We start from the raw sequence: 14,710 nt of genomic DNA, 5'->3' as shown, positions 1-14,710 counted from the left end.
CTGAGAGGTCGACGCGGGAGTGGCGACGCTGCGTGGTCAAGGGTATCGTTTTTCGATAGATACCCATTGGCGATCGATAGGGCCATTCATGCATCCTCGTGTCTCGCGCGTCCTCAAGGCGCTGATCATCCTCCTGCTCGCGCTTCTGCTGGCCAGTCAGACCCTGGTCATCCCCGAGGTCGCGCGCATCACCGCGATCCGTAACCCCGACGTCGCGCAGCTCGAGGTCCCCGGGATCATCGGCGCCGTGGTGTTCATCGCCCTGATCGAGGTGACTCTGGTGTGCATCTGGTTCCTGCTGTCTCTCGTGCAGGAAGGGCGCATCTTCCGAGTCGAGGCGTTCCGCTATGTCGACATCATCCTCGGCGCCCTGATCGCCGCGGGGGCGATCATCCTCGTCTCCTACATCGTGATCGTCGGCAGCCGCGCGGTGTCGCTGTCGCTGTCGCTCCTGGCCGTGCTGGGGATCGTCGTGAGCGCCGCCCTCGCGCTGCTCGTGGTGGTGCTGCGGGGACTTCTGCGCAAGGCCCTCGAGCTCGAGCAGGACATGTCGGAGGTCGTCTGATGCCGATCGTCATCGACCTCGACGTGCAGCTCGCCATCAAGAAAATGAGCGTGCAGGACTTCGCGGATGCCATCGGGATCACTCCAGCGAACGTCGCCGTGCTCAAGAACGGCAGAGCCAAGGCGGTGCGCTTCACGACGCTCGAGGCGATCTGCCGCGTGCTCGAATGCCAGCCGGGCGACATCCTGCGCTGGGTCCCCGACACCGAGGAGCGGTGATGACCACCACGTCCGTGACCCCGTCCACCCCGAGCTCGCCGTCGGAGACCTGGGGTGAGGTCCTCGCCCTGCAGATCCTCGACCACACGAGCTGCCCCCTCTGCCGCGGGATGCTGGACGGCGGATGCTGCGCGAGATGCGGCGCGGACCTTCGCGGCCCGATCGGCACCGAGGTGTGGGAGGCGTCGCTCGCGGCCGCCGCGGCGATCCGCACTCGCGACGAGACGCTCACCCGTGTCCCGCTCGTCACCCGCCTCCCCGTGGCAGCTGCCTCGAGAGGTGCTTCGGCGGCTGCATCGGCATCCGTCCCGGTGTCCGTCGCCGTGCCGGAGACGGCGCGTACCGCGGCAACGTCCGAGTCGCAGCCCCCGCCGCCCCCTCCGACAGCAGGCAGCGGTGGGAGGACCCCGGCGTCCCCGCAGAGCAGTGCGACGCTCCAGTCGGTCCTCGCGACCGCCGGTGCCGGCCTGTTCGCCGTGGCCGCGATCGTGTTCACGTACTTCAACCCCGACCTCGCCGATCGCGCCCTGCGCAGCGTGATCGTCGGGCTCATCACTCTCCTGTTCCTCGGCGGAGCCTGGTTGCTCTCCCGTCGTGGCCTGCGGTTCTCCGCCGAGGCGGTCGGCGGTCTCGGGCTGGTGTTCGCTGGGCTCGACGTGCACGCGGTCGCGCAGCTCGCAGCGCCCGGGGTCGACCCCTGGCTCACGGCAGCCGTCGTCTCCGCCGTCGCCGCGATCGTGATGCTCGGTGCCGGCACGCAACGCGGCATCAGGGTCTGGCAGTGGACGGCGACGGTCACGCTGGCGCTCACCCCCGCGATGCTGGGCGCGGCGGGGGCGACCTCGATCTCGGGCGTGGCGGGCGCGATCGGCGTCGCCCTCGCCGGAGCCGCCATCGTCGAGTTCCTCCGGCCACCGATCGTCGAGCGCGTCACCCTCGTCGCCGTGCAGCTGATCTCGAGTGCGAGCGCACTCGTGCTCGTCTGGCGAATCGATCTCGGGAGCGAGACCGCGTCGCTGCTCGCCGTGAGCGGGATGCTCGCGCTGATCGCGGTGCATGCCGTGATCGCGGCTCGGCGGATGCTCCGCCCCCTCTGGGCCTACGTCGCGGGAGCGACGGGTTCGGCGGCGATCGTTCTGCTCGTGTATGCCGTCCCCGTCATCCGGGAGCTCTCGATCTCGTGGTACTTCGCGATCATCCCCGCGGTGGCCGCCGTCGCGCTCGTGCTGATCGGCGCCGTGGTGCCTCTTCCTGCGCGGGTGCCGCGCGGACATGTCGCCGGGGGAGCACTGTCGGTGCTCGCCGTGCCGACCCTCGCCCTGCTCGCCGACGCCGTGATCACCGGCGGGACCACCGTCACCGGCTTCCTCCGGCGCGTCGACGGTGTCGAGGCATTCGGGTTCGCCGGTGCGGGAACCCCGCTCGGTCTCGCGGCCGTCTGCGTCGGTCTCGCCGTCTTCGGCGGCCTCGCCCGCGAGCGGGACGGCATCCGCGCGCTCTCCGTGCCCGCCGCGCGGATCTCCCTCGCATCCGGTGTGCTCGCGGTTCTCGTCCTCGGCTGCAGCGGACTGCTGGTGCTGCCCGCCGCTGTCGCCGTCCTCGCGGGTGCAGTCGTCGCGGTCGCCGTGGCGATGGCGCGCATGCCGGAGCGCACCGCGGGCAGAGGCATCGTGCCCCTCCTGCTCATCGGTGCCTATCTCGCTCTCGTCGCCTCGGTGATCGTCGCCTGGCGCGACGTATCCGCCGTCCCTCTCGCGGGCATCGCGACGCTGATCGCGCTGGGCGCCCTCGCGGCCGTGCGTCCGATCCGACTGCGCTTCCTCTCGGTCGGCGCGGGCTTCGCCTACGGGCTGATCCTCGTCGCGACGGCGCTGGCCGAGGGCGGGGTCGGCAGCATCGCGCAGCTCTGCCTGACGGCATCCGCGGGTCTGCTCGTCGCGATCTCGGCCACGTATCTTCCGCGCATCGGTGCGCGGTCATGGCAGGCGATCCTCGTCGTCTCCGCGGTGCCCTTCGGAATCGGCGTCCTGCAGGTCGTCGAGGAACGCAGCGGCTGGACCGCGCTCTCCACCGGTCTGATGTTCGTCCTCGCCCTGACGCTGCTGCTCACGCGCCGCCCCGGACTCACGCGCCTGGTGCGCACAGCGGCAGCGGGGATGCTCGTGCCGACCCTCGCGGTCGTCGTGGTCTGTCTCGGGGCCCAGCTGCTCGCCTCGAGCGGGTCACCGGTCGCTCTCCCGATCGTCGCGGTGCTCGTCGCCCTCGCCCTCGCGGCGTCGTCCTCCATCCGCGACGCGCTCGTCGCGAGGGGGCACGCGGCGGCGACGGCCGATGCGGCGCGAGTCGCGATCGAATGCTCGGCACTGCTCACCGGGCTCATCGCCACGGGCCTCGCGGTCGGTCGCGAGGCGGCGGGCCTCGGCACCGCGCTGATCGTGCTCCTCGTGATCGGGATCGGCGGCGTCGCCGCCGCGCTGTTCGCACGTCGCCGATATGCCTGGGCTGTTGCGGGCGCGTCGTTCACCGGGGCACTGTGGTGCGTCTGGGGGATCACAGGTGTCGACCTCCTCGAGGCGTATCTGCTCCCGCCCTCCCTCGGCGCCGCGTTCGTGGCCGTGCTCGTCACGGTCCGCGGCGGTCGGGCGACCGCCCTGTATGGCGCAGGGCTGCTCATCGCGATCGGGCCGATCCTCGCGCTCGTCGCGCTCATCGAACCCGACGCCTCCGGGCAGACGGGTGTCACGTGGCGAGTCGGAGGGCTCCTCGCCGGTTCCGGGGTGCTGCTCGCGCTCGAGGCTCTGATGCGCCGCACCCGGCCCGGATCCCGGCTGCACAGGCTCCGTGTGCTGCGCATCCCGACCCTGATCGCTGCGGGCCTCGCGGCAGTGGTCGGACCGCTCCAGGGCGTCCGCATCGGACTGGGCTGGGACTTCGCGCAGCTGCAGGGGCTGGGCCTCTTCGTGGCCTGCCTCGGCGTGAGCGCGGTGGGCGCCGTGGTGCTCGCGTTCGCCGCCCGGGCCCTCCGCGCCTCGGCCGGCGTCGACTCCGCGCTGCGGAGAACGCGTTGGCTGGGGGCGCCCGCCGCCCTCGCGCTCGCAGCCGGCACCTGGACCGCGATCGAGCGGGACTGGCTCTCGATCTGGCCGATGTGGGTGCTGATGCTCGGCTACCTGATCGCGACGGTCGTGACCGCACGCAGGGTGAGCGTGCGGGTGACGACCGCCCCGCCCGTGTGGTTCCTCTTCGCGATAGCCTTCGTCACCGCCGTCGTGGCGTGGAGCCCGCGTGATCTGCGGGTCGAGTGGTTCTCGCTGCCGCTGGGCGCCTTCCTGCTGGTCGCCGGTGCGCTCGCCATGCGGCGGGCCGACGAGGAAGGCACGGGAGAGCGCGGCACGCTGAACAGCTGGCCCGCACGGTGGAGCGGCTCGTGGGCGCTGCTCGCGCCGGGGATCGTCACGATGATGATCGCGTCGATCGTCTCGACCTTCACGGATCCGCTCACCTGGCGGGCGATCCTGGTGATGGTGCTCGCTCTGGCCGCGATCCTCATCGGCTCTCGCAACCGCCTCGCCGCCCCGTTCCTGCTCGGACTCATCGTGCTGCCGATCGAGAACGTCTTCGTCTTCTCGGTGCAGATCGGCCGCGGTGTCGAGTCGATGCCCTGGTGGATCACACTCGCGGTGATGGGAGCGGTGCTCCTCATCATCGCGGTGACCGCGGAGCGCCGGACGGGGGAGGGCGGTGGAGTCGCGGCGCGGATGCGGGATCTGCGCTGACCGTGCGGTGCGGAGGCCGACGCTCATTTGACCGTCACGTTACGTGGCATTACACTTGATCAGGTGTGTGCACGTCTCGACGTGTGCGCTGGGCGTCGGCACCATGCCGGTCCGCCCCCACGGCATACCCACCACCACAAAAGCTCGCCGGTTCCGGCGTGCCGGTGGGTCATGATGTGAAACCCATCACGCTGTCACCGTGCAGCATTATGAGGAGAGAACGTGCCAACCATTCAGCAGTTGGTTCGCAAGGGTCGCTCGCCCAAGGTCACCAAGACCAAGGCGCCCGCACTCAAGTCGAACCCGCAGCAGGCCGGGGTCTGCACCCGCGTCTACACCACCACCCCGAAGAAGCCGAACTCGGCGATGCGCAAGGTCGCTCGTGTGAAGCTCCGCAACGGCTCCGAGGTCACCGCCTACATTCCCGGCGAGGGCCACAACCTGCAGGAGCACTCGCTCGTGCTCGTGCGTGGAGGCCGTGTCAAGGACCTCCCCGGTGTCCGTTACAAGATCGTCCGCGGCGCCCTGGACACCCAGGCCGTCAAGAACCGTAAGCAGGCTCGCAGCCGCTACGGCGCGAAGAAGGGCTGAGTCCAATGCCTCGTAAGGGTCCCGCCCCCAAGCGTCCCGTCGTCAACGACCCGGTATACGGCGCTCCGATCGTCAGCCAGCTGGTCAACAAGATCCTGGTCGACGGCAAGAAGTCGCTCGCCGAGTCGATCGTCTACACCGCCCTCAAGGGCGTCGAGGCGAAGAACGGTCAGGACGCCGTCGCCACTCTGAAGAAGGCGCTCGACAACGTGCGCCCGACTCTCGAGGTCAAGAGCCGCCGCGTCGGTGGCTCGACCTACCAGGTTCCGGTCGAGGTCAAGCCGCACCGCGCGAACACCCTCGCGCTTCGCTGGCTCGTCAGCTACGCCAAGGGTCGTCGTGAGAAGACGATGACCGAGCGTCTCCAGAACGAGATCCTCGACGCGTCGAACGGTCTCGGCGCAGCGGTCAAGCGCCGCGAGGACACGCACAAGATGGCCGAGTCGAACCGCGCGTTCGCTCACTACCGCTGGTAAACAGCTTCGCCCGCCCCCGATCACACATCGGGGGCGGGCACCCCCCTCTTCGCAGTACGACTGCACAAAAGATAAGGACACTCCTGTGGCACAAGACGTGCTCACCGACCTGAGCAAGGTTCGGAACATCGGCATCATGGCTCACATCGATGCTGGCAAGACCACCACGACCGAGCGCATCCTGTTCTACACGGGCGTCAACCACAAGCTCGGCGAGACCCACGACGGTGCATCGACCACCGACTGGATGGAGCAGGAGAAGGAGCGCGGCATCACGATCACGTCTGCCGCCGTGACCTGCTACTGGAACAAGAACCAGATCAACATCATCGACACCCCCGGTCACGTGGACTTCACGGTCGAGGTGGAGCGTTCGCTCCGCGTCCTCGACGGTGCCGTCGCCGTGTTCGACGGCAAGGAGGGCGTCGAGCCCCAGTCCGAGACCGTGTGGCGTCAGGCCGACAAGTACAACGTCCCCCGCATCTGCTTCGTCAACAAGATGGACAAGCTCGGCGCGGACTTCTACTTCACCGTCGACACCATCATCAACCGCCTGGGCGCCAAGCCGCTGGTCATCCAGCTGCCCATCGGTGCGGAGAACGACTTCATCGGCGTCATCGACCTCGTCGAGATGCGTGCGCTCGTGTGGGCGGGTGACTCCAAGGGTGACGTCACCATGGGCGCCTCCTACGAGATCCAGGAGATCCCGGCCGACCTCAAGGAGAAGGCGGACGAGTACCGTCAGCAGCTCCTCGAGACCGTCGCCGAGACCGACGACGCTCTGCTCGAGAAGTTCTTCGGTGGCGAAGAGCTGACCGTCGCCGAGATCAAGGGCGCGATCCGCAAGCTCACCGTGGCTTCCGAGATCTACCCGGTCCTCTGCGGTTCCGCGTTCAAGAACCGTGGCGTCCAGCCGATGCTCGACGCGGTCGTCGACTACCTCCCGAACCCGCTCGACGTGGGCTCGATCGAGGCGCACGACCCCAAGGACTACGACACGATCATCGAGCGTCACCCCGACGCCAAGGACCCGTTCGCAGCTCTCGCGTTCAAGGTCGCAGTGCACCCGTTCTTCGGTCGCCTCACCTACGTGCGCGTCTACTCGGGTCAGCTCGACTCCGGTGCCGCGGTCATCAACTCGACCAAGGGCAAGAAGGAGCGCATCGGGAAAATCTTCCAGATGCACGCCAACAAGGAGATCCCTGTTCCCTCGGTCACCGCGGGCAACATCTACGCGGTCATCGGTCTGAAGGACACCACCACCGGTGACACCCTGACCGACCCGGCCTCGCCGGTCGTCCTCGAGTCGATGACGTTCCCCGAGCCCGTCATCGAGGTCGCGATCGAGCCGAAGACCAAGGCCGACCAGGAGAAGCTGGGTGTCGCCATCCAGAAGCTCGCTGAGGAGGACCCGACCTTCCGCACGGAGCTCAACCCCGAGACCGGTCAGACGACCATCAAGGGCATGGGCGAGCTGCACCTCGACATCCTCGTCGACCGCATGAAGCGCGAGTTCAACGTCGAGGCCAACGTCGGCAAGCCGCAGGTGGCGTACCGCGAGACGATCCGCAAGGGCGTCGAGAAGTACGACTACACGCACAAGAAGCAGACGGGTGGATCGGGTCAGTTCGCGAAGATCCAGTTCAACATCGAGCCGCTCGACCTCGACGACGAGAAGACGTACGAGTTCGTCAACGCGGTCACCGGTGGTCGCATCCCGCGCGAGTACATCGGCTCGATCGATGCCGGCTTCCAGGACGCGATGAACGTCGGCGTGCTCGCCGGCTACCCGATCGTCGGCGTCAAGGCGACGATCGTCGATGGTGCGGCCCACGACGTCGACTCTTCGGAGATGGCGTTCAAGATCGCAGGATCGATGGGCATGAAGGAAGCCCTGCGTCGGGCGAGCCCGGCGCTCCTCGAGCCGCTCATGGCGGTCGAGGTGCGTACTCCCGAGGAGTACATGGGCGACGTCATCGGTGACCTGAACTCGCGTCGCGGCCAGATCCAGTCGATGGAGGACGCCGCAGGCGTCAAGGTCGTCCGTGCACACGTCCCGCTGTCCGAGATGTTCGGATACATCGGCGACCTGCGCTCGAAGACCTCGGGTCGCGCCGTCTACTCGATGGAGTTCAACAGCTACGCTGAGGTTCCCCGCGCTGTGGCGGACGAGATCGTCCAGAAGCACCAGGGCGGCGAGTAACAACTTCCTGGGAGCCGGGTTCCGGCCCGGCTCCCAGGTCCCCTACAACTTCACATTCCCTCTCTACTAAACTGAGAACCTAACCCGTAGAGATCCGGTCGCAATCCAGTGCCCGGTGACCTCTACACGACGTCCTGAGGAGGACCAAGTGGCTAAGGCCAAGTTCGAGCGGACCAAGCCGCACGTCAACATCGGAACGATCGGTCACGTCGACCACGGCAAGACCACGCTCTCCGCAGCGATCTCGAAGGTGCTTGCTGACAAGTACCCCTCCGACACGAACGTGCAGCGCGACTTCGCTTCCATCGACTCGGCGCCGGAAGAGCGCCAGCGTGGAATCACCATCAACATCTCGCACATCGAGTACGAGACCCCGAAGCGCCACTACGCGCACGTCGACGCACCCGGCCACGCCGACTACGTCAAGAACATGATCACCGGTGCTGCTCAGATGGACGGCGCGATCCTCGTGGTCGCCGCCACCGACGGCCCGATGGCTCAGACGCGTGAGCATGTGCTGCTCGCCAAGCAGGTCGGCGTGCCGTACCTACTGGTCGCGCTGAACAAGAGCGACATGGTCGACGACGAGGAGATCCTGGAGCTCGTCGAGCTCGAGGTCTCCGAGCTGCTCGCCTCGCAGGGCTTCGCCGAGGACGCTCCTGTCGTCCGCGTCTCCGCTCTGAAGGCACTCGAGGGTGACGAGAAGTGGACCCAGTCCATCCTCGACCTCATGGAGGCCGTCGACAACAACGTCCCCGACCCCGTGCGCGACAAGGACAAGCCGTTCCTGATGCCCGTCGAGGACGTCTTCACGATCACCGGTCGTGGAACCGTCGTCACCGGCCGCGCCGAGCGTGGCACGCTGGCCATCAACTCCGAGGTCGAGATCGTCGGACTGCGTCCGACCGTCAAGACCACGGTCACGGGTATCGAGATGTTCCACAAGCAGCTCGACGAGGCATGGGCCGGCGAGAACTGCGGTCTCCTGCTCCGTGGCACGAAGCGTGAGGACGTCGAGCGCGGTCAGGTCATCGTCAAGCCGGGTTCGGTCACGCCGCACACCGACTTCGCGGGCACCGCGTACATCCTGTCCAAGGATGAGGGTGGGCGTCACAACCCCTTCTACACGAACTACCGCCCGCAGTTCTACTTCCGCACCACCGACGTCACCGGCGTCATCACGCTGCCCGAGGGCACCGAGATGGTCATGCCCGGCGACACCACCGACGTGACGGTCGAGCTGATCCAGCCGATCGCCATGGAGGAGGGCCTCGGCTTCGCCATCCGTGAGGGTGGACGCACCGTCGGCGCCGGTACGGTCACGAAGATCATCAAGTAAGCATCTGCTTCCTGACAACAGGGGTCGGACCTTCGGGTCCGGCCCCTTTTGTCGTCCCCCGAAACGCCACGCCGATGTATGTCGTTGAATATAACGCGAAGTGTCATACATCGTTGTGAGTGCTGCGTTCCGCGCAGTACGCACGCTCGTGCCCGAGGTCAAGGCCGGTCACGACACCGCTGATGCTCGGAGAGCCCCGAAGCCCTCCTGAAGCCCGTGTCGCGGTGCGCGTGCGGATAGGGGAGTGCCTGCACACCGGGGAGTGGCGTGCAGGGTTAAGGGGAGTTTCAGCATGCGTTCGACCCTGCGTCGAAAGAACATTCAGCGCGCCCGGAGACTGACGGCGATCACCGCCGTCGTCTCTCTGATCGCCGGGGCGCTCGCCCTCGGGGTCACGGCTCAGACGGCATCCGCCGCTCTGTGGGCGCCCACGATCTCGGCACAGAACGTCGATCCGGCCTCTGCCGGAAAAGACTTCGTCCTCGCCGGGGAGAACGTCGGATTCGACGTCGACGTCACCAACAGCGGCGGGGGAGCGCAGTTCAACCTGAGCCTCGTCGCGGCGGTTCCCGCATCGGTCACCCTGGTCTCGGGCGGCGGCTTCGGAGCGCCGACGGTATACGCGGAAGGGGACGCCCTGCCGAACCGCTCGCGCACCGCAGCCGATGCCTCGTGTGAGTCGCTCGGCCTCGTGAACGCGCCGGGCCAGTCGCTTCTGTGCGCTGTTCCCGTCGGCCAGCAGGTCTGGGTGTGGTCCAACGTCAACGACCTCCCGCAGGGTGGCACGGTCTCTTCGCGGATCACGATCGCCCCGAACGGCGACGAGTACCCCGTCGGCAGCGAGGTCGGCTTCGCGATCCGCGCCTATACGAGCAACGATCCGGCGCGTATCCCCACCTTCGACGGATCGACCAGTGTCTCGCGCACCACCGCGCACACGTCGGGCGCTGCCCTCGCGACCGATGAGGTGCCGGTGCGCGCACTGCGCATCGTCAAGACCGAGCCGAGTGCCGAGACCGAGCTCCTGCGCGGTGCGCACAGCAGCATCACGACCTATACGCTCGACGTCGAGAACACGACCAGGGGTGCGACGACGGGAGCGGAGACGGCCTGGAGCCTGATCGCCATGGCGCTGCTGATGCTCATCTCCGGAGGGCTGTTCCTCGCGTACCGCCGTCGACGGGATGCCGTCGCCGCCGAGTAGTCGCGCCAGGGAGGGGCGGTCTATATGACCGCCCCTTTCGGGTCTCTTCCGCCCAGGCGCCGATCCGGGCAGAATGAACGTGCGTCGGGGATCCGCCGCATCCGATCGCATACAAGGGGGCCCGCATGGGTATCGAGGACACCGTCAACAAGGGCAAGGATCTGTACGAGCAGAACAAGGACAAGATCGCCGAGGCCGTCAAGAGCGAGCAGGCCGAGGACATCAGCGACAAGGTCCTCGACGGCGTCGCCGACTTCGCGAAGAAGCTCGCCCCGGGTGCCGCGGACAAGATCGACGAGATCCGCGACAGCGCCGACAAGGCCGTCGGCAACGAGTGACAGCTCGCCACTGAGACCGAGAGCGGCGGCTCCCCGAGGGGAGTCGCCGCTCTTCTGCGTCCGGAACCAAGTATTCCGGGCGGCGGTATCGCGTTTCAGTGGCCTGTTCCCGTAAGATGGTTCTCGATCGCCTGGGGAACTTGCGATCAGGGATGTCGAAGGGGTTCGACCTCCCGAATTCACGCGGTTCGCCGCGTCAAACTGGGGAATACGATTTTGGGGATCATCGTGCGACGCGCGCACTCTGTGCGCTCTGACGTCTTCCCGCCCGCGCGGCGGTCGCTTCGCCGCGCCCTCGGTCGAGGAACCCGGCGTCCCTTCACGCCGGTGTCCTCGCGTTCGGTGTGCCCCCTCGCACTGAACGCCCTCCCCAAGCGGGGCGAGGCATGGGGATGCCTCGCCCCGCTCTCCTCAGCGCGCTGAGGGGTCGTCGGCGGCGTCGATCAGAGGCGCCGATCCGACGGCTGGGGCGTGCCCTCAGGAGATGCACAGCCGGCGCGACACGCCCGGGTTTGCGCAAGTGAAATCGCCCGTGGCAGAATAGACAGGTTCGACATTCCGGCGCGCTCAGCGTTGCTGGATCACCATCACGGCAGTGCATAGGCGGCGCAGACGCGCAGGGACCTAGGCCGCGGGTGGCAGAACGATCCCGACATCTTCATCACGAGGGCTCCGCCGTGCGCGGCGGAGGTCGGACATCCGCTCGTCGTGAGGCGTGCGGGATGACAGCAGAACAGTGGTGCAGCAGATCGACTCGCGAGAGCCGTTCGAGTGCCGAGGCGCGAACAGCGCCGACGTGCGTCCAATGCCCCTGGGTCACCCGGCCCAGGTCGGTAAGACGCTTAAAGAGAGAGAGCAGACAATGGCGGGACAGAAGATCCGCATTCGCCTGAAGTCGTATGACCACGAGGTCATCGACACGTCCGCACGCAAGATCGTCGACACGGTGACCCGCGCGGGCGCCACGGTCGTCGGCCCCGTGCCCCTTCCGACCGAGAAGAACGTCGTGTGCGTCATCCGGTCGCCGCACAAGTACAAGGACAGCCGCGAGCACTTCGAGATGCGCACCCACAAGCGTCTGATCGACATCGTCGACCCGACGCCCAAGGCTGTCGACTCGCTGATGCGTCTCGACCTTCCTGCCGATGTCAACATCGAGATCAAGCTCTGAGGTCGGACATGGTTGACATCAACTCCAAGATTTCCAAGGGCATGCTGGGCACGAAGCTCGGTATGACCCAGGTCTGGAACGAGAGCGGCAAGCTCGTTCCCGTCACCGTCATCGAGCTCGCCTCGAACGTGGTCACGCAGATCCGTACCCCCGAGAAGGACGGCTACAACGCCGTGCAGATCGCGTACGGCCAGATCGACCCGCGCAAGGTGAACAAGCCGCTGACCGCTCACTTCGAGGCTGCAGGCGTCACGCCGCGTCGTCACGTCACCGAGATCCGCACCGCGGATGCCGGCGACTACTCGCTGGGCCAGGAGCTCACGGTCGACGGCACCTTCGAAGCAGGCCAGCTCGTCGACGTCGTCGGCACGAGCAAGGGCAAGGGCTTCGCCGGTGTCATGAAGCGTCACAACTTCAAGGGCGTCTCGGCTTCGCACGGTTCGCACCGCAACCACCGCAAGCCCGGCTCGATCGGCGCATCGTCGACCCCGAGCCGCGTCTTCAAGGGAATGCGCATGGCCGGCCGTATGGGTGGCGAGCGCGTGACCGTCCTCAACCTCACGGTGCACGCCGTCGACATCGAGAAGGGTCTGCTGCTCGTCAAGGGCGCCGTCCCCGGTGCTCGTGGCCGCATCGTCTACGTCCGCAACGCAGTGAAGGGTGCCTGATCATGGCTGACTCCACTCTCGCGCTTGACGTCCTCAAGGCAGACGGCAAGAAGGCTGGCTCGATCGAGCTTCCCGCCGAACTGTTCGACGCCAAGACGAACATCCCGCTCATCCACCAGGTCGTCGTCGCGCAGCTCGCGGCGGCTCGCCAGGGAACCCACTCGACCAAGCGTCGCGGTGAGGTCTCGGGTGCCGGCCGCAAGCCCTTCAAGCAGAAGGGCACGGGTAACGCCCGTCAGGGCTCCATCCGCGCGCCGCACATGACCGGTGGTGGAATCGTGCACGGCCCCAAGCCGCGCGACTACTCGCAGCGCACCCCCAAGAAGATGATCGCCGCTGCCCTCCGTGGTGCACTGAGCGACCGCTTCCGCGGTGACCGCATCCACGCCATCGAGTCCTTCGGCATCGACGGAACGCCTTCGACCAAGACCGCGGTGAACTTCCTCACCAACGTCGTCTCGTCGAAGAACGTGCTCGTCGTCATCGAGCGCAACGACGACGTGACGCTGAAGAGCATCCGCAACCTGTCGAACCTGCACGTGCTGACGTTCGACCAGCTCAACGCATACGACGTGCTCGTCTCCGACGACATCGTCTTCACCCAGGCCGCGCTCGAGGGCTTCATCGCCTCCAAGTCCGGCGCCAACCAGGAGGTCTCCGCATGAGCGAGCAGGCATCTGTTCTCCAGACGGCCCTGAACAAGGACCCGCGCGACATCATCCTGAAGCCGGTCGTGTCCGAGAAGAGCTACGGTCTCATCGACGAGGGTAAGTACACCTTCCTCGTGGACCCGCGCGCTTCGAAGACCGAGATCAAGCTCGCCATCGAGAAGATCTTCGGCGTCAAGGTCGCTGGGGTCAACACCCTCAACCGCGTCGGCAAGGCTCGTCGCACCCGCTTCGGCACGGGCAAGCGCAAGGACACCAAGCGCGCCATCGTGACCCTGAAGTCGGGCACCATCGACATCTTCACGGCAATCGGCTGATCCGGGGGATAAGGACAATCATGGCTATTCGCAAGTACAAGCCCACGACCCCGGGCCGTCGCGGCTCGTCGGTGGCTGACTTCGCCGAGATCACCCGATCGACGCCGGAGAAGTCGCTGCTGCGCCCGCTCTCGAAGACCGGTGGTCGCAACAACCAGGGCCGTATCACGACCCGTCACATCGGTGGTGGCCACAAGCGCCAGTACCGCGTCATCGACTTCCGTCGCAATGACAAGGACGGCGTGGACGCCAAGGTCGCTCACATCGAGTACGACCCCAACCGCACGGCACGCATCGCGCTGCTGCACTACTTCGACGGCGAGAAGCGCTACATCCTCGCGCCGGCGAAGCTGAAGCAGGGCGACGTCATCGAGTCGGGTGCAGGCGCCGACATCAAGCCGGGCAACAACCTCCCGCTGAAGAACATCCCGACGGGTACCGTCATCCACGCGATCGAGCTCCGTCCCGGTGGCGGCGCGAAGATGGCACGTTCGGCCGGTGCATCCGTCCGTCTCGTCGCCAAGGATGGCAACTTCGCTCAGCTGCGTCTGCCCTCGGGCGAGATCCGCAACGTCGATGCGCGCTGCCGCGCGACCATCGGCGAGGTCGGAAACGCCGAGCAGTCGAACATCAACTGGGGCAAGGCCGGCCGCATGCGCTGGAAGGGCGTCCGCCCGACCGTCCGTGGTGTCGCCATGAACCCGGTCGACCACCCGCACGGTGGTGGTGAGGGCAAGACGTCCGGTGGACGTCACCCCGTCTCCCCGTGGGGCCAGGCTGAGGGTCGCACCCGTCACGCCAACAAGGAAAGCGACAAGTACATCGTGCGTCGTCGTAACGCCGGCAAGAAGCGTAAGTAGGAGTAAGAGAAGATGCCTCGCAGTCTTAAGAAGGGCCCCTTCGTCGACGATCACCTGCTTCGCAAGGTGGTCGTGCAGAACGAAGCCGGCACCAAGAACGTCATCAAGACCTGGTCTCGCCGGTCCATGATCATCCCGGCCATGCTGGGTCACACGATCGCGGTCCACGACGGTCGCAAGCACATCCCTGTGTTTGTGTCCGAGACCATGGTCGGCCACAAACTGGGCGAGTTCGCGCCCACCCGCACCTTCCGCGGCCACGAGAAGGACGACAAGAAGGGCCGCCGCCGCTGACGCGGTGGCGATAGAGGAGAGA

At 66.9% G+C, this 14,710-nt stretch carries 15 protein-coding genes; all 15 read left to right on the top strand.

Annotated elements, in window-relative coordinates; translation table 11 throughout:
• Nucleotides 1–88: 88 nt before the first annotated feature.
• The gene (locus ASF63_RS12270) at nt 89–565 is read left to right on the top strand and encodes a DUF2975 domain-containing protein (protein ID WP_056514188.1); all 477 of its coding nucleotides are present in this window, start codon (nt 89–91) and stop codon (nt 563–565) included.
• Nucleotides 565–783, top strand: a complete 219-nt coding sequence (locus ASF63_RS12265; RefSeq protein ID WP_056514185.1) for a helix-turn-helix domain-containing protein — start codon at nt 565–567, stop codon at nt 781–783. The genes ASF63_RS12270 and ASF63_RS12265 overlap by 1 nt, the downstream gene beginning before the upstream one ends.
• Nucleotides 783–4,559 carry an SCO7613 C-terminal domain-containing membrane protein gene (locus ASF63_RS12260; RefSeq protein ID WP_056514182.1) on the top strand — a complete coding sequence of 1,259 codons (3,777 nt, stop codon included), beginning with the start codon at nt 783–785 and terminating at the stop codon, nt 4,557–4,559. The genes ASF63_RS12265 and ASF63_RS12260 overlap by 1 nt, the downstream gene beginning before the upstream one ends.
• A 222-nt stretch (nt 4,560–4,781) precedes the next feature.
• Nucleotides 4,782–5,150, top strand: coding sequence for a 30S ribosomal protein S12 (rpsL, locus tag ASF63_RS12255; protein WP_056223944.1), 369 nt, complete (start codon nt 4,782–4,784; stop codon nt 5,148–5,150).
• Between the two features lie 5 nt (nt 5,151–5,155).
• The gene (rpsG, locus tag ASF63_RS12250; RefSeq protein WP_056117669.1) at nt 5,156–5,626 is read left to right on the top strand and encodes a 30S ribosomal protein S7; all 471 of its coding nucleotides are present in this window, start codon (nt 5,156–5,158) and stop codon (nt 5,624–5,626) included.
• A gap of 85 nt (nt 5,627–5,711) precedes the next feature.
• Nucleotides 5,712–7,829: an elongation factor G gene (gene fusA / locus ASF63_RS12245; protein ID WP_056514179.1), complete on the top strand. Its 2,118-nt coding sequence runs from the start codon at nt 5,712–5,714 to the stop codon at nt 7,827–7,829.
• 148 nt (nt 7,830–7,977) lie between these two features.
• A complete protein-coding gene (gene tuf, locus ASF63_RS12240; protein ID WP_056514176.1) occupies nt 7,978–9,168 on the top strand; it encodes an elongation factor Tu in 1,191 nt (396 codons plus the stop codon).
• Nucleotides 9,169–9,460: 292 nt separating this feature from the next.
• Nucleotides 9,461–10,372, top strand: a complete 912-nt coding sequence (locus ASF63_RS12235; protein ID WP_056514174.1) for an LPXTG cell wall anchor domain-containing protein — start codon at nt 9,461–9,463, stop codon at nt 10,370–10,372.
• A gap of 125 nt (nt 10,373–10,497) precedes the next feature.
• Nucleotides 10,498–10,710, top strand: coding sequence for a hypothetical protein (locus ASF63_RS12230; protein ID WP_056312873.1), 213 nt, complete (start codon nt 10,498–10,500; stop codon nt 10,708–10,710).
• A gap of 862 nt (nt 10,711–11,572) precedes the next feature.
• Nucleotides 11,573–11,881, top strand: coding sequence for a 30S ribosomal protein S10 (rpsJ, locus tag ASF63_RS12225; protein ID WP_017201594.1), 309 nt, complete (start codon nt 11,573–11,575; stop codon nt 11,879–11,881).
• Nucleotides 11,882–11,889: 8 nt separating this feature from the next.
• Nucleotides 11,890–12,549, top strand: coding sequence for a 50S ribosomal protein L3 (gene rplC / locus ASF63_RS12220; RefSeq protein WP_056312872.1), 660 nt, complete (start codon nt 11,890–11,892; stop codon nt 12,547–12,549).
• A 2-nt stretch (nt 12,550–12,551) separates the two neighbouring features.
• Nucleotides 12,552–13,214, top strand: a complete 663-nt coding sequence (gene rplD, locus ASF63_RS12215; protein ID WP_045253843.1) for a 50S ribosomal protein L4 — start codon at nt 12,552–12,554, stop codon at nt 13,212–13,214.
• Complete coding sequence (rplW, locus tag ASF63_RS12210) at nt 13,211–13,534, top strand: 50S ribosomal protein L23 (protein WP_017829206.1); 324 nt, start codon at nt 13,211–13,213, stop codon at nt 13,532–13,534. Before rplD ends, rplW begins: the two co-directional genes overlap by 4 nt.
• A 20-nt stretch (nt 13,535–13,554) precedes the next feature.
• Nucleotides 13,555–14,394 carry a 50S ribosomal protein L2 gene (gene rplB / locus ASF63_RS12205; RefSeq protein ID WP_045253842.1) on the top strand — a complete coding sequence of 280 codons (840 nt, stop codon included), beginning with the start codon at nt 13,555–13,557 and terminating at the stop codon, nt 14,392–14,394.
• A 12-nt stretch (nt 14,395–14,406) separates the two neighbouring features.
• A complete protein-coding gene (gene rpsS, locus ASF63_RS12200; RefSeq protein WP_017829205.1) occupies nt 14,407–14,688 on the top strand; it encodes a 30S ribosomal protein S19 in 282 nt (93 codons plus the stop codon).
• Nucleotides 14,689–14,710: the final 22 nt, after the last annotated feature.

This window comes from Microbacterium sp. Leaf320 (assembly GCF_001423485.1).
Classification (GTDB): domain Bacteria; phylum Actinomycetota; class Actinomycetes; order Actinomycetales; family Microbacteriaceae; genus Microbacterium.
The sequence above is the reverse complement of the archived record's forward strand: the minus strand, read 5'-3'. Positions and strand labels throughout refer to the sequence as shown.

Excerpts from the sequence above, each read along its gene's own strand:
- rpsJ (WP_017201594.1), top strand. The coding sequence starts at position 11,573 with ATGGCGGGACAGAAGATCCGCATTCGCCTGAAGTCGTATGACCACGAG.
- ASF63_RS12265 (WP_056514185.1), top strand. The coding sequence starts at position 565 with ATGCCGATCGTCATCGACCTCGACGTGCAGCTCGCCATCAAGAAAATG.
- rplD (WP_045253843.1), top strand. The coding sequence starts at position 12,552 with ATGGCTGACTCCACTCTCGCGCTTGACGTCCTCAAGGCAGACGGCAAG.
- rplC (WP_056312872.1), top strand. The coding sequence starts at position 11,890 with ATGGTTGACATCAACTCCAAGATTTCCAAGGGCATGCTGGGCACGAAG.
- rplB (WP_045253842.1), top strand. The coding sequence starts at position 13,555 with ATGGCTATTCGCAAGTACAAGCCCACGACCCCGGGCCGTCGCGGCTCG.
- rpsS (WP_017829205.1), top strand. The coding sequence starts at position 14,407 with ATGCCTCGCAGTCTTAAGAAGGGCCCCTTCGTCGACGATCACCTGCTT.
- ASF63_RS12235 (WP_056514174.1), top strand. The coding sequence starts at position 9,461 with ATGCGTTCGACCCTGCGTCGAAAGAACATTCAGCGCGCCCGGAGACTG.
- rpsG (WP_056117669.1), top strand. The coding sequence starts at position 5,156 with ATGCCTCGTAAGGGTCCCGCCCCCAAGCGTCCCGTCGTCAACGACCCG.
- rplW (WP_017829206.1), top strand. The coding sequence starts at position 13,211 with ATGAGCGAGCAGGCATCTGTTCTCCAGACGGCCCTGAACAAGGACCCG.
- ASF63_RS12230 (WP_056312873.1), top strand. The coding sequence starts at position 10,498 with ATGGGTATCGAGGACACCGTCAACAAGGGCAAGGATCTGTACGAGCAG.
- ASF63_RS12260 (WP_056514182.1), top strand. The coding sequence starts at position 783 with ATGACCACCACGTCCGTGACCCCGTCCACCCCGAGCTCGCCGTCGGAG.
- ASF63_RS12270 (WP_056514188.1), top strand. The coding sequence starts at position 89 with ATGCATCCTCGTGTCTCGCGCGTCCTCAAGGCGCTGATCATCCTCCTG.